This is a genomic window from Cytobacillus sp. GQ23, assembly GCF_059758675.1.
On the sequence record NZ_JCAXER010000009.1, the window covers coordinates 121133 to 142111 of the forward strand.

The following is a 20979-nucleotide window of genomic DNA, read 5'->3' on the forward strand; positions in this document are numbered from 1 at the left end:
TCTTTAAAAAAGAGCCTAAACAAGAGTTATCATTCGTAAATGAAGATTAAATCAGTATGAGCTGAAGGCTAATGTCAATGGAGGGAATAATGAAAAATAAAGCGAAAAGTGCTATACGTCAGAACTGTATGAAAGTTTGCTTTATGATAGAATGTTCTTAAGTGGGCATTCTTTTTCAGTGCTGTCAGCAGGATATTAAAGAGAAGGGAAAGCCTGTAAGCAATTGTTAAAAAGGTGGTTGAATATGGGGAAAATACTCCTGTTAAATGGGCCGAATTTAAACCTGCTCGGCAAAAGGGAACCAGGTGTTTATGGAAAAGAAACACTTGATCATCTCGAGCAAAAAATGAAGGCGTTGGGTGCTTCATATGAAACAGAAGTGATCTGTTTTCAGTCAAATCACGAAGGTGAACTTATTGATAAGCTTCACCTTGCCAATGAAGATGGCACACAGGGTATAATTTTCAATCCCGGAGCATTTACCCATTATAGTTATGCAATAAGGGATGCTGTTGCAGGAATTCAGATTCCTGTGATCGAAGTACATATTTCAAATGTTCATGCCAGAGAAGAATTCAGGCATATTTCTGTCATTGCCCCCGCTTCAATGGGACAAATAGTCGGCCTCGGCTTTAAAGGGTATGAACTGGCGTTTTATGCCTTAATGGATTTTGACAAGGGGAGAGAATAAAATGGAGAAAATACAAAAATTGCGAGCGCGTTTTACAGAGTCTGGGATAGATGGCATGCTGATTACCAGCACCTACAATCGCCGTTATATGACAGGGTTTACCGGTTCATCGGGCGTCGTGCTCATCAGTGCGGATAAAGCACTCTTCATAACCGATTTCCGCTACACGGAACAGGCTGCTAAACAATGTGAAGGATATGAAATTGTGAAGCATACTGGTGCAATTCCGGAAGAAGTCGCCAAACAGGCAAAACAGCTCGGAATCAAAAGGCTTGGTTTTGAAGAGAATCATGTTACTTTTGCTTCCTATAAAGCCTATGATAAAGCTGTTAACGCTGAGCTGATCCCTGTTTCTGACACTATTGAAAAGTTACGCTTGATAAAGGACGATTCAGAGATTAAGATAATAAAGGTGGCGGCAGACATTGCAGATGCTGCGTTTAAACATATTCTTGATGTCATTCGGCCAGGTATTACTGAACTGGAAGTTTCGAATGAATTAGAATTCTTTATGAGAAAAGCGGGTGCAGATTCATCATCGTTTGACATTATCGTAGCATCCGGGTACCGTTCTGCTCTTCCGCATGGAGTCGCCAGTGATAAGGTAATTGAAAAAGGCGATTTTGTCACTCTTGACTTCGGTGCTTATTATAAAGGGTATGTTTCTGATATTACCCGCACAATTGCTGTTGGAGAACCAGAAGATAAGCTGAAAGAAATCTATGGAATTGTGCAGGAAGCTCAAGAGCGGGGGATGGAAGGCATCAAACCTGGAATGAGCGGCAAAGAGGCAGATGCCTTAACTCGTGATTATATTGCAGGCAAAGGCTATGGCGAATATTTTGGCCATTCTACGGGACACGGCATCGGCCTTGAAGTCCATGAAGGTCCTGCATTATCCTTTAAGTCTGATGTTATCCTTGAGCCCGGAATGATCGTAACAGTGGAGCCGGGCATATACATACCGGGAATTGGCGGTGTCCGAATTGAGGATGATACAGTCATAACAAACGATCATAATGAAACACTTACTCATTCTACTAAAGAATTAATTATTCTTTAAATGTACACATTAGGAGGACACACTCATGATTTCAGTAAACGATTTTCGTACGGGTTTGACAATTGAAGTTGATAACGGCATATGGCGTGTAATGGATTTCCAGCACGTAAAACCGGGAAAAGGAGCGGCTTTTGTACGATCCAAACTGCGGAATCTTCGCACTGGTGCCATTCAGGAAAAAACCTTCCGTGCAGGAGAAAAAGTAGCGAAGGCACAAATCGATAACCGTAAAATGCAATACCTATATGCAAATGGAGATCAGCATGTTTTCATGGATAATGAATCTTATGAGCAGATCGAGCTGCCTGCATCAGCAATTGAGTATGAATTAAAATTCTTAAAAGAAAACATGGAAGTCGCTATTATGCTTTATCAGGGAGAGTCTCTTGGAATCGAGCTTCCTAACTCTGTTGAACTTACAGTAACAGAAACAGAACCAGGCATTAAAGGGGATACTGCATCCGGCGGAACAAAGCCTGCAACAGTTGAAACAGGCCTGACTGTACAAGTTCCTTTCTTTGTTAATGAAGGGGATAAATTGATCATCAATACAACTGATGGTTCATACGTTTCACGTGCATAAATGGAAAAAATCCCGAGCAATCGGGATTTTTTTATCCTTTATATTTCCTGCCCTCAGCGCCGGGGGATATGTCAGTGTCATTGCGATTATTATAGTCAGGGTCAGATGCAGGAGCAGTTCTGTTATCACGGGTTCCTCCCAGATAAGCCCTGTCGCCTTTTTTCTGATTCTTTAAAAATTCATCCAGATTTTCATTCATCTCATAACCTCATTTCTATAGAATTCCTCGACACCTTATTAGTATTAGCTTCTTTTCCATGATTATAAGCAGAAGCTTCCTAGCTGTAATATATGAACTCAGCCGTGATGCGACTTTCAATTTCTATGGTGCCAGGCTGGATCGGTGTGCTGACGGCACTTTTGACAAAAGCGGAGGATTGTATAGATACAGGCTGCTCCATCCCTAAAGTTCCTTCTGTCACGGATACTGGGGTGCTGATCAATTGTACATTTAGTGCAGCAGCGATTGTTTTAGCCTTTTTGTAAGCATCCATTACAGCCGCGTTTAAAGCCTGCTGGTACAAATCCTGCTGAGTTTCAGTTTCGAAAGTAATTTCTCTAACCGTGTTTGCACCGTTTTCCACTCCTGTATCCACAACAAGTCCTGCATTATCTAATTCAGCAACAGTAATGCCGAGTATATGCTCAACTCTGTAACCGCGGAATATTTGCTTGCCATCCACAAAATCATACTGTGGAAAAATAGTGAAATCTGACGTTTGAACTTGCTTATCTGTTATTCCTATGGCATTAAGAGATTTTTGGATATTTGAAATGGCAGCAGTATTCTGCCCCTGTGCTTTTTGAAGCTCCTGATCTTCTGTTATAACTCCCAGCTTTATATTAGCCAGATCTGGCTGTGCAGCTAACTTTCCCTCACCTGAAACCCTTAATGTATTTGGCTTGGATCTGAAATGGCTCCCACTCTGTACAGTATTGCGGACAAATGGCTGATAATAATACATAACTTTCATTCCCCGCTTTCATTAATGTATCTTTCTAGAATTACGCGGGAGAAAGAGAAAAAATGCGTATTTACATTAATGCCAGCTGTAATCCATCAGTCCGGCAATCTTTTTCGGGATATCCGTATTCTCCAGCACTCCTGTAAAAGCTTCGCTCCCATTGCCATAAGCAAATAAAGGAATCATATTGCCTGTGTGGCCGCCGGTAGAGCTAAGAGCTCTTACTGTACCCGTTAAAATACCCCCATGATATTTCTCAGCAATCAGGCTCCCTATTTCCCATGCTGCTAAGGATTGAGGATAAACCTGGCTGTCTGTGTTCTGAAGCTTCCGATTAAATGATTCTATTTCCATCTCAGTTAAGTCAATATTTGCATACTTTTTTAAAACATTCTTCACACTTTCTGACCGATAAATGCCCCTATTATCATCTTTTGCCAATTGACTGGCCATATATTGCGGAGATGCCTTAACTTCCTTTAAATGGTGTATATCCAGCGGTTCTGATGCAGATATCCCCATGGTTTCATGATCTGCGACAATCAGCACCAAAGTTTCTTTGTCCTTTTGTGCCCATTCGACGGCAAATTTGACAGCTTCATCAAACTCAATCGTTTCTTTCCAGATGCCTGTAATATCACCAGCGTGTGAAGCATGATCAATTCTTGCTCCCTCGGCCATGAGGAAAAATCCCTGTTCTCCTTTTGAGAGGATATCGATTGCTTTTTCAGTCATTTCTTTTAAGCTGGGTTCTTTGCTCTCCAGTATTTGCCGGTCCGATTTAAAGTTCATATATCCCTCGTTAAACAAGCCAAGCAGCTTTGAGCCTTTCGCAGACAGCAATTCTTCCCGATTCACTGCATAAGCATATCCCTTTTGCTTTGCCTCTTTCAATAAATCCCTCCCGCTTTGCTTTTCCGGTTTGAAGTATGCTCTGCCGCCTCCAAGCAGCACGTCTACCCCGGATTCAAGCTGCTGGCGTGCAATTTCCTCCTGTCCCGACCATCTGTTTGAAACACTTGCTGTAAAGGCTGCAGGTGTTGCATCTGTAATTGTATTGGTGGATATTATCCCTGCTTTTTTACCGTTTTTCTTGAATAAATCCAGAATACTGTCTGCTTCCTTCCCATCAGGCGTAACTCCGATCATTCCATTATTCGTTTTTCTTCCAGTTGCAAGAGCCGTACCGCCGGCAGCTGAATCTGTCACAAGATTATTGGCAGATTCGGTATGCACTAATGCGGTGTGCGGGAGAGATTCCATGAACAGCCTCCCGTCCTTCCCGTACTCCAGCTTTCTTGCAATTTCTATCTGGCCCATTCCCATTCCATCGCCAATCAACAGAATGACATTTTGCGGTCCTTTTGTATTTTTCTGATGAGCCCTTCCTTCTGCAGTAAAGAAACCAAGAACAATCAGCTGAAAGATAACCATAATGTATATGCATTTTGTTTTCATAACGGGCACCAGCCTTTCATTATATTCGTTTTGAATATTTTTTGAAGAAAGACATCTTTTTAATCAGGCAATAGCTTGTACTAAATAAATGTGAAGCTTGCAAATCTAAGTCATATTGTTTTGCTGCAGGCATACATTTTAAATAATGAGAAGCTAGTCCGAAATCAGATTGTGAAAAAGGAGGAGCAGACGTGGATACGATTATAGCCTTTTTGCCGAAAAAAATTGCCGAACAATTACAGAGAATCCCTCCGAACATCTTAAAGGATCTGGAGGAAATCAGGGTTCGAATTTCGAGGCCTATTGAATTAACAGCGAGGGGAGTACCCCATTTTCTCCCTTATATAGTTGAATCAGAGGATGCCGTGCATTTACTAAATAAAATAAGCCATTTCTCAATTTACACACTCGAGGAAGAGCTTAAAAGAGGTTATATCACAATTGAGGGCGGCCATCGGGTTGGGCTTGCCGGAAAGGTCATTCTTGAGCAAGGCAAGGTTAAGGCGATCCGGGATATTTCCTCTTTTAACATTAGAATTGCCAGAGAGAAAGTTGGCATTGCCCAAAAGCTGATTCCGAGGATTTACAGAAATGGCTGGATGCATACCATGATCATTGGACCGCCGCAGACTGGCAAGACTACATTGCTTCGTGATATTGCAAGAATCATTTCATCTGGTGATCCAAGCAGTGACCTCCCTGCAAGTAAGGTTGGGATTGTGGATGAACGCTCCGAAATAGCAGGATGTGTCAATGGAATCCCGCAGATGACTTTTGGAAACAGAATTGATGTCCTTGATGCCTGTCCCAAAGCTGAGGGAATGATGATGATGATTCGTTCCATGAGCCCTGAGGTTCTGGTAGTCGATGAAATTGGCAGGCTTGAAGATGCTGAAGCCATAATGGAGGCAGTAAATGCCGGAATAAAGCTGATTATGACTACACATGGAAATTCCCTGGAGGAAATTAAGAGGCGCCCTACTTTACAGGCGTTACTTGAAATGGGTATTTTTCAGCGATTTATTGAATTGAGCAGAAAAGATGGACCTGGCAGCATTGTCAGCATTCGAAACTCAGACGGTGCGGGATATCAGCATCAAGCGGGCGTGATGTAAATGATGAAGCTTATAGGAGCTGCTTTGATTATTATTGCAACAACATGGGCAGGCTTTGAGGCCTCAAGGCATCTGACCGAACGGCCGCGCCAGCTTCGTCAGCTGAAATCGGCACTGCAATCCTTAGAAGCTGAAATTATGTATGGCCACACACCCCTTCATGAAGCAGCCAGACGGCTTTCGGCCCAGCTTTCCAAGCCTTTATCCTGTATCTTTGAATCCTTTGCAAAAAAACTTACCGAATCAGAGACGACAGTAAAGGATGCATGGGAAGAAAGTTTGGAGGAAATATGGAGCATGACCGCTTTTAAACAAGGGGAATTTGAGATCATGAAGCAATTTGGCGAAACACTTGGAAGACATGACCGCCTTTCACAGCAAAAGCAGATTATGCTGACCCTTTCCCATCTGGAACGTGAAGAAGCTGATGCGCAAGACAGACAAGCAAAATACGAGAGAATGGTCAAAAGTCTGGGGTTCTTATCCGGATTGCTCTTAATCATATTACTAATGTAGGAAATGCCGGCTTTATTGCCGGACGCTGATCAGAGCTTAGGGGGAGAAAAGATGGGCTTAGAGGTAGATATCATTTTTAAGATTGCAGGTGTGGGAATTGTTGTAGCCTTTTTGCATACCATTCTAGATCAGGTGGGCAAAAAAGAATACGCCCAATGGGTAACGCTTTTCGGATTCATTTATATCTTATTCATGGTTGCTTCCATTGTAGATAACCTTTTCCAAAAAATTAAATCAGTCTTTTTGTTTCAGGGATAAAAGGGGGGCTCAGCCATTGAAATTCTCCAAATAGTCGGATTTTCGCTTGTAGCCACTTTCCTGGCACTGATAGTTAAGGAGCAAAAGCCGAATTTTGCTTTTTTGCTGATTGTATTTGTCGGCTGTGCCATCTTTCTTTTTTTGGTCGACCAAATTTATGCCATTATCCATATGATTGAAAAGATTGCCGTCAATGCAAAGGTGAACATCGTCTATGTTGAAACCATTTTAAAGATAATTGGAATAGCCTATATTGCTGAGTTTGCTGCCCAAATTACGAAGGATGCAGGGCAGGGAGCTATTGCAGCAAAAATCGAAATGGGCGGGAAGATTCTTATTCTTGCCATGGCCATTCCGATCCTTACGGTATTAATCGAAACCATTATCCGTATGATTCCAAGCTAGACGGCAGCCTTCTAATAACAGGCTGCCGGACTGGACAGGCACATATTGCTGGCATTAGACAGGGTCTTTTAAAAGAGGTGAAAAAAATGAAGCAAAGGATGCAGATGATTTTAGGGTTCAGCTTATTTATATTCTTTTTCCTGGCACCAATTGTACAAGCCTCACCAAAGACCGGCGAAGCAGAAGAGACAATATCCCCGCAGGATTTAATTGAAACTCAGGTTGAGAAGTTAGATCTTAATGAAATAAAAGGATTTTGGGAAGAAATTACAACAGAGTATGGAGGATTTTTGCCCGAAAGTCAAAAGGGGAGTCTCTATGAATTCATTAAAGGAGATAAGGAATTTTCACTAAAAGATTGGGCTGGAGGCGCGGTTAAGTTTGTGTTCCATGAGTTTATAGTCAATGGAAAATTGCTGGGGACCCTGATATTGCTGACGGTATTCAGCATGTTCCTGCAGTCTCTGCAGAATTCATTTGAAAAAAGTACTGTCAGTAAAGCAGCCTATTCAATCGTCTTTATGGTGTTAATTATTATTGCACTTAACAGCTTCCATGTGGCGATCACTTATACAGAGGAAACCATTTCAACTATGGTGTCATTCATAATGGCTCTCATACCGCTGCTGCTTGCATTGATTGCTTCTTCGGGAGGTGTGGTGTCTGCAGCGTTTTTCCACCCGGTGATCCTATTTTTGATGAATGTCAGCGGATTATTTATCCAGTATGTAATTCTTCCGCTTCTATTTTTATCAGCCCTGTTAAGCATTGTCAGCACATTGTCGGAACATTACAAGGTGACACAGCTTGCCAATCTGCTCCGGAATTGGAGCATTGGGCTTCTTGGGATGTTCCTGACGGTCTTTCTGGGAGTTATATCAGTTCAGGGAGCATCTGCCGCAGTTACTGATGGAATTACGATCCGTACAGCAAAGTTTATTACAGGGAATTTTATTCCTGTCATCGGCAGGATGTTTACAGATGCGACAGATACGGTAATTAGCGCATCGGTGCTATTGAAAAATACGGTGGGGATAGCTGGAGTAGCCATTCTCCTTATTATTGCAGCATTTCCTGCAATCAAAATATTAATGATTGCGTTTATATATAAATTTGCGGCAGCCATTTTGCAGCCGCTGGGAGGAGGGCCAATCATAGCCTGCCTGGATATAATCAGCAAAAGCATCATCTATGTTTTTGCAGCTCTGGCCATTGTCTCCCTGATGTTTTTCCTTAGCATTACAGTTATTATAGCAGCCGGCAATCTGACCATGATGGTCCGGTAGGGAGGGAATGAAGTGGATTTCATAAAAGAATGGGTAACCAACATCATATTATTTGTTCTGCTTGCCACTGTCATTGATATGCTCCTCCCCAGCTCCAAGCTTCAGAAGTACACTAAAATGGTGACAGGGCTGCTGCTGATAGCGATTATTCTTACACCGATTTTAAAAATTGTTTCAAGTGATTTTGAAGAAGCACTAGTTTCAGTCCCGGTTTTTGAGGGGGCAGGAGAAAAAAATATGGAAAATTTAATAGAAATGAAGAAAAAAGAAATACAAGCCTCAAGTGATGCATATATTTTAGAACAAATGGCTGTCCACATGAAACAGGACGCAGAAGAGGAGTTGATGGAACAGTACGGTCTGGAAATTGCTAACATTGATATTTTAGTAGATGAAAGCAGTGATCAAGCCTTCCCGGATAACCTGCAAAAGGTCATGATCCAACTCAAAGCAGAAGATGCAGAAGCTGAAGCTGTAGAAGTGGTTAAAACAGTGGAAATCAATGCCGGGAAACCTCTTCCATCCAGCGGGCCCGAACATGAAGATGCAGGAAGAATTGCTTCTCTTCTCGCACAAAAATGGAATGTAGACGCAAACTCAATCGAAGTTCTGGTAGAAGGGGGGAATATGGAGAGGGATGGATAATGAAAAAGGTCCTTTCACATGGATAAAAAAAATGATTTCCAAAGATGGACAGTCTGATAAGAAACCTGGAAAATTCCATTATTTACTGCTTGTTCTCCTATTTGGGGCAGCCATCATGCTGATCAGCAATACGCTGTTTCAAGAAGACAGTTCCACCGGGGACTTGCCCGTTTTTAAGGATGGGGAAGAAGTGAAGCAGGAGGAAGAGGTGCCGGCATTCGGCCAGCAGAAATCTGGGGGAAATGACACCATTTCCAATTATGAAAAAGCATATGAAGCTCAAATAAAAGAAGCGCTCGATGCTATCGTAGGGGTTGAAGATGCCACGGTTGTGGTGAATGTCGATGCCACAGAAAAGAAAGTTCTTGAGAAAAACAAAACAACCCAGACTCAGAAAACCGATGAAACCGATCGGGAAGGCGGCAAAAGGAAGGTTGAGGACCAGTCAGAAGAGGAACAGCTTGTGATTGTCCGAAATGGAGAAAAAGAGGTTCCCATTGTCATAGAAACCAAGAAACCTGAAATAAGGGGAGTACTGGTTGTGGCAAAAGGGGCTGAAAATATACAAGTGAAAAAATGGATTATTGAGGCAGTAACCAGAGCATTGGATGTTCCAAGCCATAGAGTATCCGTAATGCCTAAAAAAACTAAGGGGGAATAATAGATGCTTTTAAAGAAACAAACGGTCTGGCTATTAACAATGCTGAGTTTGGTGGTTGTATTATCGGTGTATTATGTAACATCACCGGAACAAAAAGGCAGTGACCTTGCTGGAATGGAAGAAAAGGCAGCGGGTGAAATGGAGGCCGTTGAGAGTGAAGATGGCAAAGCGATCATTACAAACACTGCCAGTGATGAAATGTTCGAAAATCTACGTCTTCAGCTTGATGACGAGCGCAGCCGCATGAAGGAAGGACTACAGGAGGTCCTTGGTCAAACTGACCTGCCTGCTGAAGAAAGAATGAAGGCAAAAGATCAAATTGATGAATTAAATGAAATCGCCCAAAAGGAGGCGATGCTTGAAACATTAATCAGAGCGATGGATTATGAAGATGTGCTAGTCCGTGCGGATGGCAAGAAGGTTCAAATTACTGTTAAGGCCAAAGATCATTCTCCAGCTGCTGCAAACAATATCATCCAGGAAGTAAGGAATGAAATTGGAAAGCTTGAGGCTGTGGCTGTAGAGTTCCAGGTTGAAAAATAAAAAAATAGAGGGAGCCTGCAAAATTCTGCGGGCTCCCATTTAATATTGTTTTTAAGTTTGGTAACTATTACATAAACTAATGGTACAATAGTCCTGGATAAGAAGTGATTTTGGATGAAATTTCGTTAAATCCCATGAAACATTTCACAAACATTTAGAAAAATATTAGAATGGAACATATGGCGGATAGAGAAATTGTTATCCAGTACATAATAGAATGTTGAAGTTTTATAAGGTCTTATCGTATGATATTAGTATCTAGTCATAATTCAAACCATGCATAACCTCCCATCCGTACGTTTCTGCCTTGGCAGTTTTATCCATCCGGAATAGAGGGATTATCATGCAATGAGAAAACAAGGGGTGCCAAAATGTTAAAAGTACAAGAAATCCGTGAACTGATTAAATTGGTAGATCAGTCAAATATTGATGAATTTGTATATGAGCATGAAGGTTCTAAAATTAAGATGAAGAAAAAAGGCAATGAAGCAGCAGTCGTTCAGCAAGTCCAGCCTGCAGCTGCCCAAGTGTTAGCACCTGCTCCTCAGCCGGTCCAGCCAGCTGCTGTGAATGTGGAAGAGCCAAAAACAGAAGCTCCAGCAGAAGCTCCAGCACCAAAGGCTGAAGCTGCAGAAAATTTACATAAGATTGTATCCCCAATGGTAGGGACCTTTTACCAATCATCATCACCTGACGCTGAAGCATATGTAAAAGCCGGTTCAAAAGTTACGAAGGATTCCATTGTCTGCATTGTAGAAGCAATGAAATTATTTAATGAAATTGAAGCGGAAGTTAATGGTGAAATTGTAGAAGTGCTTGTAAAGGACGGTCAATTAGTAGAATATGGCCAGCCACTATTTTTAGTTAAGCCTGAATAAGGAGCGGTTACAGAATGATTAAAAAACTCTTGATTGCCAACAGAGGAGAAATAGCTGTCCGCATTATCAGGGCAGCCCGCGAAATGGGGATTGAATCTGTTGCTGTCTTTTCAGAAGCAGACAGGGAAGCGCTCCATGTTCAGCTGGCGGATGAGGCATATTGCATTGGTCCAACAGCATCTAAGGACAGCTATTTAAATTTTACTAATATAATAAGTGTCGCGAAGCTTACTGGCTGTGACGCCATCCATCCTGGTTATGGGTTTCTTGCAGAGAATGCGGACTTTGCCGAGCTGTGCAGAGAATGTAATATTATTTTTGTCGGTCCGACTCCTGAAGCCATCAATAAAATGGGCACAAAGGATATTGCAAGAGAAACGATGAAGGAAGCGGGAGTTCCGATCGTTCCGGGCTCTAATGGAATTATTAAGGATGCGGAAGATGCTATTCAGCTTGCAGAAAAGATTGAATATCCGGTCATTATTAAAGCGACTGCTGGCGGAGGCGGGAAAGGAATCCGTGTAGCGCGCAATGAGCAGGAGCTTATTAAAGGAATTACGATCACACAGCAGGAAGCAATGACAGCATTCGGGAATCCTGGCGTTTATATCGAAAAATACATTGAAGACTTCCGTCATGTGGAGATTCAGGTTCTTGCAGACAATTACGGGAATACTGTTCATCTTGGGGAAAGAGATTGTTCTATTCAAAGGCGGCTGCAAAAGCTGCTCGAGGAAACGCCTTCACCTGCTCTTGACGGTGAAACACGTGAAGAGATGGGAAATGCAGCTGTAAAAGCTGCGAAAGCGGTTGATTATACAGGCGCCGGAACGATAGAGTTTATCTACGATTATCAAAATCGAAAATTCTATTTCATGGAAATGAACACGCGTATTCAGGTGGAGCATCCAGTTACAGAAATGGTAACAGGAGTTGATTTAATCAAGGAGCAAATTAAGGTTGCTTCTGGAGAAAAGCTTAATTTCACACAAAGTGATGTGACATTTAACGGCTGGTCAATCGAATGCAGAATTAATGCGGAAAACCCGGAGAAGAACTTTATGCCATCAGCAGGAAGGATCAATATGTATCTGCCTCCTGGCGGGCTTGGTGTCAGAGTGGACTCCGCTGCCTACCCGGGCTATATGATTCCTCCATATTACGATTCAATGATTGCAAAAGTGATCACTTATGGAAATACTAGAGAAGAAGCTATTTCCAGAATGAAAAGGGCATTAAGCGAATTTGTAGTGGAAGGGGTTCATACAACCATCCCGTTCCACCTCAAGCTTTTAAGCCATGAAAATTTTGTGGAAGGGCAGTTTAATACTAAATTTCTTGAATTGCATGATGTAATGAATTCTTAAAGACTTGTGGAGGTGCCAAAATGAACGAAAATAATATTCTTGAAATGAGCCCTGAAAATTCAGGTCTTGGCAAGGTGGAAATTGCACCGGAAGTTATTGAAGTTATTGCCGGCATTGCTGCTTCGGAAGTAGAAGGGGTTGCGCAAATGCGCGGAAACTTCGCTACAGGAGTAGTCGAAAGGCTTGGTAAAAAGAACCATGGCAAAGGTGTTAAAGTTGAATTAACAGAAGAAGGCATCAAAGTCGATGTATATTGCCTGATGAAATTCGGCGTGTCCATTCCAAGCGTTGCGCAAAAAATCCAGGACAACATCCGACAGGCCCTCCTTAATATGACAGCATTGGACGCTCAGGAAGTAAACATTCACGTAGTAGGAATTATGTTTGAGAACCAAAAGCATGAAGTTGAATACGAACAGGAAATGTAACATACACAACAAGCCAAAGACATCAGACTCGTCTTTGGCTTTTCTTATGGTTCACTCTTCATCATTCATTCTCTAATCCGTTATAAAGGAGTTTGTAAAGGGGAAATTAATATTATAAGTTTTCTTGATAATTTTCTTCGCCAAACATTATGCTCTTGTTGTAGTGCGAAGATTCCTTACTTATGCTATTATCTTCTTATGCAATTTTTGGACGTGCAAATGCTCAAAAATGAAAATTACTAATGCTAGCTATAAAGGAGTTTTATAAAGATGAAGAGAAGAACAGCCAGAGAAAAAGCATTGCAGGCGTTATTTCAAATTGATGTAAGCGGGACAGAACCGGAGACAGCCATCGAACACGTTTTAGAGGGAGAAAAAAGTGATGAGTATCTCAGCACACTTGTATCAGGTGTGCTTGAGCATAAAGAAACAATTGATAGCGAAATTAAAGGGTTTCTTGAAAAATGGACGCTGGAGAGGCTTGCCACAGTAGATCGCAACCTTCTGCGCTTGTCTGTTTTTGAGCTTCGGTATTTAAAAGAGGAAGTGCCGGCAAATGTGGTGCTCGATGAAGCAATTGAAATTGCCAAATTATACGGCGACGATCAATCCAGCAAGTTTATTAATGGTGTTTTATCAAAGGTAAAGGAAAAGCTTTAATAAACATACACTATGGATGCCAGCAAGCACCCAGTCCTTATCAAAAGCGCTTTCGACTTTCTGACAGGGGGATTACAAATGGCTGCAGAATTAATAGATGGAAAAGAAATTGCAAGAAAGAAACAGGATCGTATTGGTGCTAAAGTGCAAAAGCTAAAGGCAGAAGGAGTCACGCCAGGCTTGGCAGTTATTTTAGCGGGGGATAATCAGGCATCAAGAACGTATGTGAATAACAAGCAGAAAACCTGCAATAAGCTTGGCATGAATTCTATGCTTATTGACCTTCCCGAAAGTGTCAGTGAACAAGAGCTTATCAGTAAAATCACTGAATTAAACAAGAATGATGAAATCCATGGCATCCTGGTCCAGCTGCCGCTGCCAAAACATATTAATGAAAAAGCCATCATTGAGACTATATCACCTGAGAAGGATGTGGATGGATTCCATCCCATTAATATTGGCAGGATGATGACATCTCAGGATGCCTATATCCCATGTACTCCTGCAGGGATCATTGAAATGCTCGAAAGCATCGGAGCAGACATTTCCGGAAAGCATGTAGTGATAATAGGCAGAAGCAACATTGTTGGGAAGCCTGCCGGGCAGCTGTTTCTTAATAAAGATGCAACTGTTACCTATTGTCATTCGAAAACAGCTAATCTTAAGGAATATACCAGGCGGGCAGATATACTGGTGGCAGCAGCAGGCAAAGCCAATTTAATTACGGAGGACCATGTTAAAAATGGCGCAATCGTGATTGATGTGGGCATGAATCGAAATGAGGAAGGAAAGCTTTGCGGTGATGTTGATTTCGAAAATGTGAAGCATAAAGCAGGATATATTACTCCTGTTCCAGGCGGAGTGGGACCGATGACCATTACCATGTTAATGCATAATACGTTAAAGGCAGCAGAGTATTCGATAAGCAAAAACTAAATTCATGGCCGCCATAGATGCAAAATCTGTCCATTTCCATTATCCTGTATTTAGGAAGCCTGTTATGCGGGCTAATGGATGGACAGTTTTTTTTGATAGGCAAGAAGTTTCAACGCTTTAACTGTTCAGCTCCACATGGAAGCTTCGACACCTTTTGTCATCTCACGATAAAAGAGCCGGCTATTTAGAAGGAGCGCCTGCTCCTAAGGTGTCGGGAGTGGACAAGGCGTCTGCGCTTGCCCTGTGTTATTGCTCTGCAGGAGATGCACGGCCAATGCAGCTTCTGCATAAAGGAGATTGTTATGAAGGAACAGCAGTATCTGACAGTTCATGCACTAACTAAATACATAAAAAGAAAATTTGACGCTGACCCTCATTTGCAAAATATTTTAGTTAAGGGAGAAATCTCTAACTTTAAACAGCACTCAAGCGGTCATATGTATTTCACTTTAAAGGATGAAAAAGCCAGAATATTAGCCGTGATGTTTGCAGGAAATGCGAGATCCATGAAATTCAGGCCAGAGAATGGCATGAAAGTATTAGTTCGCGGAGCGATTTCAGTTTATGAATCCAGCGGCCAATATCAGATGTATGTACAAGAAATGCAGCCGGACGGGATAGGTGAGCTTTATTTGGCATATGAGCAGCTGAAAGAGAAATTGGAGAAAGAAGGATATTTTTCGCCTGCGCATAAAAAAAGTATCCCGCGTTATCCACGTACAGTTGCTGTTATCACATCCCCCACTGGAGCTGCAATCAGAGATATACTTACGACGCTTAAAAGGCGCTTTCCCATCGCGAACATACTGATCTGCCCTGCGCTGGTCCAGGGTATCCATGCAGCTCCATCCATTGTGAAAGCGATAGAAGTAGCCAATTCATCCAGTGAAGCCGATGTTTTAATTATCGGCCGGGGAGGAGGCTCCATTGAAGAGCTTTGGGCCTTTAATGAGGAATCTGTGGCAAAAGCCATATTTAAGTCGGTAATACCTATAATTTCAGCTGTCGGCCATGAAACAGATTTTACAATCGCGGATTTTGTAGCAGATTTAAGGGCTCCTACCCCAACGGGAGCTGCTGAATTGGCAGTCCCGCATATTGATGACCTGACCGAAAGGCTTTTTAACAGGCAATCAAGGCTGATTAGATCAATGAAGGAACAAATTGCCCTGCAAAATGAAAGGCTTTTAAGGGTACAGAAATCCTATGCTTTCCGGTATCCGCAAAAATTGTATGAACAAAAACTGGAACAGCTTGATAAAATCACCGAACAGCTATTGCGGGGGGCAAAAAGGCTGCATGATTTAAAACAGGAACAGGCTGATATCCTGCAAAAAAGGCTGGTACGGAATCATCCCGGCCAGCTGAAGGATCAGGCAAAAGAAAAACATGAACGGCTCCATAAATTATTAAACAAAACAATGGCAAACACCCTGGCTGTAAAAGAAAAGGATTTTGCAAGGGTCATTTCAACCCTTGAGGCACTAAGTCCTCTGAAAATTATGGACAGAGGCTACAGCCTTGCTTATACACAAAATGAAGCCCTGATAAAGACTGTGTCTCAGGTTAAAGTAGATGATATGTTAAAATTGAAGGTCCCTGATGGAACAATTGAATGCAGGGTAACGGATATTGAGGAGTGAATGGCATGGCGGATGAAAAGCAGCTTTCATTTGAACAAGCAATGGAAGAACTTGAAGTTATTGTAGAAAAGCTTGAAGAGGGAGATGTTCCTCTTGAAGAGGCTATTAATATTTATAAAAAAGGCATGGAACTTTCAAAGCTATGCCATGATAAGCTTAAAAATGTAGAATCACAGCTTACGGAAATACTGACGGAAGATGGCCGAAAGACAAACTTCGCCATTCCGGAGGAGGAATAATTTTGCAGCAGCAATCATTAAGTTCTTTCTCTGAATTTCATAAGAAAAAACTTGAAATGCATCTAAAAGAATATGTACATAAATTAAAGGCTCCAGCTGAAATCAAGGAATCGATGCTATATTCACTCGAAGCCGGAGGGAAACGGATCAGGCCGATGCTCTTATTTGCTACATTGGCTGCTTTTGGCGAAGATACGTTAAAAGGGGTGTGGAGTGCGGCGGCGATTGAAATGATCCATACCTATTCGCTTATTCACGATGACTTGCCAAGCATGGATAATGATGATTTAAGAAGAGGTAAGCCTACTAACCATAAAGTATATGGGGAGGCATTTGCCATTCTGGCAGGCGATGCCTTGCTCACATACAGCTTCCAGACAATTGCGGAAACACCAGACGAATTCGCTTCAGCCGAAATGAAGCTGTCTCTGATTAGGGTGCTGTCAAGAGCTGCCGGTGCTGAAGGGATGGTTGGCGGGCAGGCTGCAGACATTAAGGGAGAAGGCAAACAGCTGGCCATAGAGGACCTTGAGTATATTCATGTGCATAAGACCGGTAAATTGCTTGAATGCAGTGTGGTTTCAGGTGCTATTTTGGCAAATGCCAATGAGGAAACGATTCAGGCTCTTTCCCATTTTGCTTTTCATCTGGGGCTGGCTTTTCAAATCAGAGACGATATTCTCGACCTAGAGGGGACAGAAGAGATAATCGGGAAGCCTGTTGGCAGTGATGAATCAAAAAATAAAAGCACCTATCCGGCACTTCTGACAATGAATGGCGCGAAAGAGGCTCTCGAATACCATATCAGATCTGCAAAAGAGAAGCTGAAGGAAACTGGCCTCCAAACAGAACTGCTGGAAGAAATAACAGATCTAATTGCAAACAGGGACCACTAATTTCTATTATACATACTCATTATTGCTTTGATCAGGATACAAAAATGAATTAAGAAACGACGGTCTTGCCGCTGTACTAATTGTACCAGCGGTATTTGCTGTTTAATAAAATGATGGTCATCAATGTATATATTTTGGTATGATAGGAATTGCTGCCGGGAGTATTCCCCGGCAAAGCCAGCTTGAGTGAGTGGCTGTTTAAAATGAAAAGCATTTGGAAAATCTCCTGTAATAAGGTAATCTTAAGTTATTATCTTTTGGACAGGCTGGACGCTGGAATAAACAAGCATTACTCTGCTATAAACATAATTGCCAAAATATATGTGAAAACGGATGAATAAGAAACGAAAGTGAGTGGTCCGCAGTATGGATCTGTTATCAATTAAAGACCCTTCCTTTTTAAAAGGGCTCTCGAATAAAGAATTGGAAAGTCTCAGCCAGGATATCCGCAATTTCCTGGTCGAAAAGCTATCAGGCACAGGGGGACATATTGGCCCTAATCTTGGAGTTGTTGAGCTGACTGTTGCATTGCATAAATGTTTTGACAGTCCGAAGGATAAAATTATCTGGGATGTCGGACATCAGTCATACGTCCATAAAATTCTTACAGGCCGGGCGTGTCAATTTGATACTCTTAGGCAATATAAAGGTCTTTGCGGCTTTCCCAAAATGATCGAAAGCGAGCATGATGTATGGGAAACCGGCCATAGCTCTACTTCTTTATCTGCCGCAATGGGAATGGCCATTGCAAGAGACCTGAAAAAAGAGAACAATTATGTCATTCCTGTTATTGGGGATGGTGCCTTAACAGGCGGAATGGCTTTAGAAGCCTTAAATCATATCGGACATGAAAAAAAAGATATGATTGTCATACTGAATGATAATGAAATGTCAATTGCCCCTAATGTAGGTGCACTGCACAATGTCCTGGGAAGGCTACGGACGGCAGGCAAATATAATTGGGTAAAAGATGAACTTGAATATTTATTAAAAAAGGTTCCGGCAGTGGGCGGCAAATTGGCCTCAACTGCTGAAAGACTGAAAGATAGCCTAAAGTATCTGTTCGTGTCAGGCATGTTCTTTGAGGAATTGGGCTTTACCTATTTAGGGCCTGTCGATGGCCATAACTATGAAGCTTTATTTGAGAACCTTGCTTATGCAAAGAAAACTGAAGGCCCGGTGCTTCTCCATGTTATAACGAAAAAAGGGAAAGGCTTTCACCCTGCAGAGAATGACAGGATTGGCACTTGGCACGGTACTGGCCCTTATAAAATGGAAACAGGGGACTTTGTGAAGCCTGCAGCTGCACCACCGCCTGCATGGAGCAAACTTGTGTCAGAAACCGTCAGGGAACTTGCCAGAAAAGATGAAAGAATTGTTGCAATCACACCAGCGATGCCTGTTGGTTCGAAGCTTGAAGGCTTTGCAAGTGAATTTCCGGAACGGATGTATGATGTTGGAATAGCTGAACAGCATGCAGCAACAGTAGCTGCCGGGCTGGCAACTCAAAACATGAAGCCGTTCCTTGCGATTTATTCTACTTTCCTGCAGCGTGCTTATGATCAGGTGGTACACGATATTGCACGCCAAAACCTGAATGTATTTATTGGAATCGACCGGGCGGGGCTTGTTGGTGCAGATGGGGAAACGCACCAGGGTGTATTTGATATCGCATTTCTGCGGCATCTGCCGAATATGGTTCTGATGATGCCAAAAGATGAAAATGAAGGCCAGCATATGGTGAAAACAGCTATTGTATATAACGATGGCCCAATCGCTATGCGCTTCCCGCGCGGAAATGGCATCGGGGTGCCTATGGACACAGAGCTTAAGACTATTCCAATTGGTACATGGGAAGTTCTGCGTGAAGGCAGTGATGGAGCAATATTAACTTTTGGGACAACCATTCCAATGGCATTGAAAGCAGCTCAACTCCTGGAAAAACAAGGACACTCCATTAAAGTCATTAATGCAAGGTTTATTAAGCCATTTGATGAGAAGATGCTGCATGAATTGTTTGCAGCAAATCTGCCTATTCTTACGATAGAAGAAGCTGTGCTGCAGGGGGGCTTTGGAAGTGCTGTTCTTGAATATGCACATGACCATGGCTTCCATCATACAGAAATAGACCGTATGGGAATACCTGATAAATTTATTGAGCATGGCAGTGTAAATGAACTATTGGAAGAAATCGGGATGACTGTTGACGATGTTGTGGAAAGAATGGGAATACTGGCAAGAAAAAAACAAAAAAGGGCTTAAAATATGAAAATAAAGAAAGAACGATTAGATGTTTTATTAGTTGAAAGAGGTCTTGCTGAAACGAGAGAAAAAGCAAAAAGGGCCGTTATGGCCGGTTTGGTGTTCAGCAATGAAAGCAGGCTGGATAAGCCGGGTGAGAAGGTTAGTGCCGATATTCCGCTGACAATCAAAGGGAAGGTCATGCCCTATGTCAGCCGGGGGGGCTTAAAGCTTGAGAAAGCTCTTAAGGTTTTTGAATTAGAAATTGAAGGCAAGATCCTCCTTGATATTGGATCCTCAACGGGCGGCTTCACAGATTGTGCTCTGCAAAATGGCGCCAAAATGTCCTATGCTTTGGATGTAGGATATAATCAGCTTGCATGGAAATTAAGGCAGGATGAACGGGTTGTTGTCATGGAAAGGACTAATTTCCGGTATGTAACTCCGGCAGACCTTACAGCCGGTATGCCTGATTTTGCTTCGATTGATGTTTCGTTCATCTCATTAAAGCTTATATTGCCGGTATTAAAAACCCTGCTTGTTCCTGGAAGTGATACAATTGCCTTAGTGAAACCGCAATTTGAAGCCGGACGGGACCAGGTTGGGAAGAAAGGGATTGTCAGAGATCCTAAAATCCATGAAGCTGTTCTTGATAAAACTATCGAATTTGCTTTGGGTCTTGGCTATGATGTCAAGGACGTTTCCTATTCCCCCATCACCGGCGGTGACGGCAACATAGAATTTCTCCTCCACCTGTATTGGTCTGGCACCAAAGAAGAAGGAGAAAACCTCCTTAAAGCCCAGACAGGTGAGGTTGTAAAAGAAGCCCATGCCGAATTGAAAACGAAGCAGGTTAATATAGAGGAATAGGCTGATGCCTGTTCCTTTTTTTAAAGGAATTTGTCGTGATAGGACGAATTATAATATATAATATACGGGAAAATTGTACTTTATTGAGAAAATCAGCTAACATTAAAGTACAAAACACTATAAATTAATTTTTTCTGCCTGCTGTCAAGCGGCTGATTATAGAGGTGAAAAAATGAATAAAGGGCAAAGACATATTAAGATACGCGAAATTATTACTAATAACGATATAGAAACACAGGATGACCTGGTGGATGAATTGAAAAACGCGGGGTTTAATGTTACCCAGGCGACCGTTTCAAGAGATATTAAAGAGCTTCACCTTGTAAAAGTTCCTCTAATGGACGGCAGATATAAATACAGTCTTCCTGCCGATCAGCGTTTCAATCCACTGCAAAAGCTTAAAAGAAATTTAATGGATGCCTTTGTCAGAGTGGATACTGCAGGACATCTCCTTGTAATGAAAACTCTTCCGGGCAATGCCATGGCTATTGGCGCACTGATAGATAATCTTGACTGGGAAGAAATTCTGGGGACAATCTGCGGGGATGACACATGCCTGATCATATGCAAAACCCCTGAAGACACAGAAGCCATTTCAAACCGCTTTCTTGAAATGCTGTAGATATTTTTCA

Annotated in this window: 26 protein-coding genes; 22 read left to right on the forward strand and 4 right to left on the reverse strand. The window is 42.1% G+C overall.

The features are described 5' to 3' along the window. Positions 1-244: 244 nt before the first annotated feature. From aroQ to efp, 3 genes are read left to right on the forward strand one after another with little or no spacing between them, the layout of a single operon-like run. Positions 245-691 carry a type II 3-dehydroquinate dehydratase gene (aroQ, locus tag AC6CHU_RS09710; RefSeq protein WP_159865183.1) on the forward strand — a complete coding sequence of 149 codons (447 nt, stop codon included), beginning with the start codon at positions 245-247 and terminating at the stop codon, positions 689-691. 1 nt (position 692) lies between these two features. Next, a complete protein-coding gene (locus AC6CHU_RS09715) occupies positions 693-1754 on the forward strand; it encodes a M24 family metallopeptidase (protein ID WP_159865186.1) in 1062 nt (353 codons plus the stop codon). A gap of 25 nt (positions 1755-1779) precedes the next feature. After that, complete coding sequence (efp, locus tag AC6CHU_RS09720) at positions 1780-2337, forward strand: elongation factor P (RefSeq protein WP_159865188.1); 558 nt, start codon at positions 1780-1782, stop codon at positions 2335-2337. A gap of 31 nt (positions 2338-2368) precedes the next feature. On the opposite strand, the gene AC6CHU_RS09725 is transcribed toward efp, so the two are convergent. The 3 genes from AC6CHU_RS09725 to AC6CHU_RS09735 form a co-directional block, all read right to left on the reverse strand. Beyond that, complete coding sequence (locus AC6CHU_RS09725) at positions 2369-2536, reverse strand: hypothetical protein (protein ID WP_251283700.1); 168 nt, start codon at positions 2534-2536, stop codon at positions 2369-2371. Between the two features lie 79 nt (positions 2537-2615). Then, on the reverse strand, positions 2616-3302 hold the full coding sequence (locus AC6CHU_RS09730) for an SIMPL domain-containing protein (protein WP_498121375.1): 687 nt from the start codon (positions 3300-3302) through the stop codon (positions 2616-2618). A gap of 75 nt (positions 3303-3377) precedes the next feature. Continuing rightward, positions 3378-4760 (reverse strand): alkaline phosphatase, encoded by a 1383-nt coding sequence (locus tag AC6CHU_RS09735; protein ID WP_498121377.1) that lies wholly within the window; start codon positions 4758-4760, stop codon positions 3378-3380. A 191-nt stretch (positions 4761-4951) separates the two neighbouring features. Between AC6CHU_RS09735 and spoIIIAA the strand changes: the two genes are divergently transcribed. From spoIIIAA to AC6CHU_RS09815, 16 genes are all read left to right on the forward strand, one after another. Beyond that, positions 4952-5875, forward strand: a complete 924-nt coding sequence (spoIIIAA, locus tag AC6CHU_RS09740) for a stage III sporulation protein AA (protein ID WP_498121379.1) — start codon at positions 4952-4954, stop codon at positions 5873-5875. After that, positions 5876-6391 (forward strand): stage III sporulation protein SpoIIIAB, encoded by a 516-nt coding sequence (gene spoIIIAB / locus AC6CHU_RS09745; protein ID WP_159865200.1) that lies wholly within the window; start codon positions 5876-5878, stop codon positions 6389-6391. Between the two features lie 51 nt (positions 6392-6442). Then, positions 6443-6649, forward strand: a complete 207-nt coding sequence (gene spoIIIAC, locus AC6CHU_RS09750) for a stage III sporulation protein AC (RefSeq protein ID WP_009332905.1) — start codon at positions 6443-6445, stop codon at positions 6647-6649. 15 nt (positions 6650-6664) lie between these two features. Then, positions 6665-7054 carry a stage III sporulation protein AD gene (spoIIIAD, locus tag AC6CHU_RS09755; protein ID WP_172581968.1) on the forward strand — a complete coding sequence of 130 codons (390 nt, stop codon included), beginning with the start codon at positions 6665-6667 and terminating at the stop codon, positions 7052-7054. An 86-nt stretch (positions 7055-7140) separates the two neighbouring features. Beyond that, positions 7141-8340 carry a stage III sporulation protein AE gene (spoIIIAE, locus tag AC6CHU_RS09760; protein ID WP_251283704.1) on the forward strand — a complete coding sequence of 400 codons (1200 nt, stop codon included), beginning with the start codon at positions 7141-7143 and terminating at the stop codon, positions 8338-8340. A 12-nt stretch (positions 8341-8352) separates the two neighbouring features. Further along, positions 8353-8985, forward strand: coding sequence for a stage III sporulation protein AF (gene spoIIIAF, locus AC6CHU_RS09765; protein WP_159865206.1), 633 nt, complete (start codon positions 8353-8355; stop codon positions 8983-8985). Continuing rightward, complete coding sequence (spoIIIAG, locus tag AC6CHU_RS09770; RefSeq protein WP_159865209.1) at positions 8978-9646, forward strand: stage III sporulation protein AG; 669 nt, start codon at positions 8978-8980, stop codon at positions 9644-9646. The genes spoIIIAF and spoIIIAG overlap by 8 nt, the downstream gene beginning before the upstream one ends. A gap of 3 nt (positions 9647-9649) precedes the next feature. Next, positions 9650-10189: a SpoIIIAH-like family protein gene (locus tag AC6CHU_RS09775; protein WP_159865212.1), complete on the forward strand. Its 540-nt coding sequence runs from the start codon at positions 9650-9652 to the stop codon at positions 10187-10189. 371 nt (positions 10190-10560) lie between these two features. Continuing rightward, positions 10561-11067, forward strand: a complete 507-nt coding sequence (gene accB, locus AC6CHU_RS09780) for an acetyl-CoA carboxylase biotin carboxyl carrier protein (RefSeq protein WP_159865215.1) — start codon at positions 10561-10563, stop codon at positions 11065-11067. A 14-nt stretch (positions 11068-11081) separates the two neighbouring features. After that, positions 11082-12434, forward strand: a complete 1353-nt coding sequence (accC, locus tag AC6CHU_RS09785) for an acetyl-CoA carboxylase biotin carboxylase subunit (RefSeq protein WP_251283705.1) — start codon at positions 11082-11084, stop codon at positions 12432-12434. 20 nt (positions 12435-12454) lie between these two features. Next, entirely contained in the window at positions 12455-12862 is a 408-nt protein-coding gene (locus AC6CHU_RS09790; protein ID WP_035330002.1) for an Asp23/Gls24 family envelope stress response protein, read from the forward strand. Positions 12863-13132: 270 nt separating this feature from the next. Continuing rightward, a complete protein-coding gene (gene nusB / locus AC6CHU_RS09795) occupies positions 13133-13522 on the forward strand; it encodes a transcription antitermination factor NusB (protein ID WP_159865221.1) in 390 nt (129 codons plus the stop codon). A gap of 78 nt (positions 13523-13600) precedes the next feature. After that, a complete protein-coding gene (gene folD, locus AC6CHU_RS09800) occupies positions 13601-14458 on the forward strand; it encodes a bifunctional methylenetetrahydrofolate dehydrogenase/methenyltetrahydrofolate cyclohydrolase FolD (RefSeq protein WP_498121384.1) in 858 nt (285 codons plus the stop codon). A gap of 302 nt (positions 14459-14760) precedes the next feature. Then, positions 14761-16101: an exodeoxyribonuclease VII large subunit gene (gene xseA / locus AC6CHU_RS09805; protein ID WP_159865227.1), complete on the forward strand. Its 1341-nt coding sequence runs from the start codon at positions 14761-14763 to the stop codon at positions 16099-16101. A 5-nt stretch (positions 16102-16106) separates the two neighbouring features. Beyond that, complete coding sequence (gene xseB / locus AC6CHU_RS09810) at positions 16107-16340, forward strand: exodeoxyribonuclease VII small subunit (RefSeq protein ID WP_048008230.1); 234 nt, start codon at positions 16107-16109, stop codon at positions 16338-16340. 2 nt (positions 16341-16342) lie between these two features. Next, positions 16343-17236 (forward strand): polyprenyl synthetase family protein, encoded by an 894-nt coding sequence (locus AC6CHU_RS09815; RefSeq protein WP_498121386.1) that lies wholly within the window; start codon positions 16343-16345, stop codon positions 17234-17236. Between the two features lie 76 nt (positions 17237-17312). Here AC6CHU_RS09815 and AC6CHU_RS09820 read toward each other — a convergent pair whose 3' ends face one another. Beyond that, entirely contained in the window at positions 17313-17450 is a 138-nt protein-coding gene (locus tag AC6CHU_RS09820) for a hypothetical protein (protein WP_159865230.1), read from the reverse strand. Positions 17451-17602: 152 nt separating this feature from the next. Here AC6CHU_RS09820 and dxs point away from each other — a divergent pair, with 152 nt between their 5' ends. The 3 genes from dxs (at position 17603) to ahrC (ending at position 20969) form a co-directional block, all read left to right on the forward strand. Continuing rightward, on the forward strand, positions 17603-19498 hold the full coding sequence (gene dxs, locus AC6CHU_RS09825; protein WP_159865233.1) for a 1-deoxy-D-xylulose-5-phosphate synthase: 1896 nt from the start codon (positions 17603-17605) through the stop codon (positions 19496-19498). 3 nt (positions 19499-19501) lie between these two features. Beyond that, a complete protein-coding gene (locus tag AC6CHU_RS09830) occupies positions 19502-20347 on the forward strand; it encodes a TlyA family RNA methyltransferase (RefSeq protein WP_159865236.1) in 846 nt (281 codons plus the stop codon). Positions 20348-20519: 172 nt separating this feature from the next. Beyond that, positions 20520-20969, forward strand: a complete 450-nt coding sequence (ahrC, locus tag AC6CHU_RS09835; RefSeq protein ID WP_009332889.1) for a transcriptional regulator AhrC/ArgR — start codon at positions 20520-20522, stop codon at positions 20967-20969. Positions 20970-20979 lie beyond the last annotated feature (10 nt).

What these genes read in the sequence shown, in the direction of transcription:
- aroQ (WP_159865183.1), top strand. Translation starts at nt 245, where the DNA reads ATGGGGAAAATACTCCTGTTAAATGGGCCGAATTTAAACCTGCTCGGC.
- AC6CHU_RS09715 (WP_159865186.1), top strand. Translation starts at nt 693, where the DNA reads ATGGAGAAAATACAAAAATTGCGAGCGCGTTTTACAGAGTCTGGGATA.
- efp (WP_159865188.1), top strand. Translation starts at nt 1,780, where the DNA reads ATGATTTCAGTAAACGATTTTCGTACGGGTTTGACAATTGAAGTTGAT.
- AC6CHU_RS09725 (WP_251283700.1), bottom strand. Translation starts at nt 2,536, where the DNA reads ATGAATGAAAATCTGGATGAATTTTTAAAGAATCAGAAAAAAGGCGAC.
- AC6CHU_RS09730 (WP_498121375.1), bottom strand. Translation starts at nt 3,302, where the DNA reads ATGTATTATTATCAGCCATTTGTCCGCAATACTGTACAGAGTGGGAGC.
- AC6CHU_RS09735 (WP_498121377.1), bottom strand. Translation starts at nt 4,760, where the DNA reads ATGAAAACAAAATGCATATACATTATGGTTATCTTTCAGCTGATTGTT.
- spoIIIAB (WP_159865200.1), top strand. Translation starts at nt 5,876, where the DNA reads ATGATGAAGCTTATAGGAGCTGCTTTGATTATTATTGCAACAACATGG.
- spoIIIAC (WP_009332905.1), top strand. Translation starts at nt 6,443, where the DNA reads ATGGGCTTAGAGGTAGATATCATTTTTAAGATTGCAGGTGTGGGAATT.
- spoIIIAE (WP_251283704.1), top strand. Translation starts at nt 7,141, where the DNA reads ATGAAGCAAAGGATGCAGATGATTTTAGGGTTCAGCTTATTTATATTC.
- spoIIIAG (WP_159865209.1), top strand. Translation starts at nt 8,978, where the DNA reads ATGGATAATGAAAAAGGTCCTTTCACATGGATAAAAAAAATGATTTCC.
- AC6CHU_RS09775 (WP_159865212.1), top strand. Translation starts at nt 9,650, where the DNA reads ATGCTTTTAAAGAAACAAACGGTCTGGCTATTAACAATGCTGAGTTTG.
- accB (WP_159865215.1), top strand. Translation starts at nt 10,561, where the DNA reads ATGTTAAAAGTACAAGAAATCCGTGAACTGATTAAATTGGTAGATCAG.
- accC (WP_251283705.1), top strand. Translation starts at nt 11,082, where the DNA reads ATGATTAAAAAACTCTTGATTGCCAACAGAGGAGAAATAGCTGTCCGC.
- AC6CHU_RS09790 (WP_035330002.1), top strand. Translation starts at nt 12,455, where the DNA reads ATGAACGAAAATAATATTCTTGAAATGAGCCCTGAAAATTCAGGTCTT.
- nusB (WP_159865221.1), top strand. Translation starts at nt 13,133, where the DNA reads ATGAAGAGAAGAACAGCCAGAGAAAAAGCATTGCAGGCGTTATTTCAA.
- folD (WP_498121384.1), top strand. Translation starts at nt 13,601, where the DNA reads ATGGCTGCAGAATTAATAGATGGAAAAGAAATTGCAAGAAAGAAACAG.
- xseA (WP_159865227.1), top strand. Translation starts at nt 14,761, where the DNA reads ATGAAGGAACAGCAGTATCTGACAGTTCATGCACTAACTAAATACATA.
- xseB (WP_048008230.1), top strand. Translation starts at nt 16,107, where the DNA reads ATGGCGGATGAAAAGCAGCTTTCATTTGAACAAGCAATGGAAGAACTT.
- AC6CHU_RS09820 (WP_159865230.1), bottom strand. Translation starts at nt 17,450, where the DNA reads ATGCTTTTCATTTTAAACAGCCACTCACTCAAGCTGGCTTTGCCGGGG.
- dxs (WP_159865233.1), top strand. Translation starts at nt 17,603, where the DNA reads ATGGATCTGTTATCAATTAAAGACCCTTCCTTTTTAAAAGGGCTCTCG.
- AC6CHU_RS09830 (WP_159865236.1), top strand. Translation starts at nt 19,502, where the DNA reads ATGAAAATAAAGAAAGAACGATTAGATGTTTTATTAGTTGAAAGAGGT.
- ahrC (WP_009332889.1), top strand. Translation starts at nt 20,520, where the DNA reads ATGAATAAAGGGCAAAGACATATTAAGATACGCGAAATTATTACTAAT.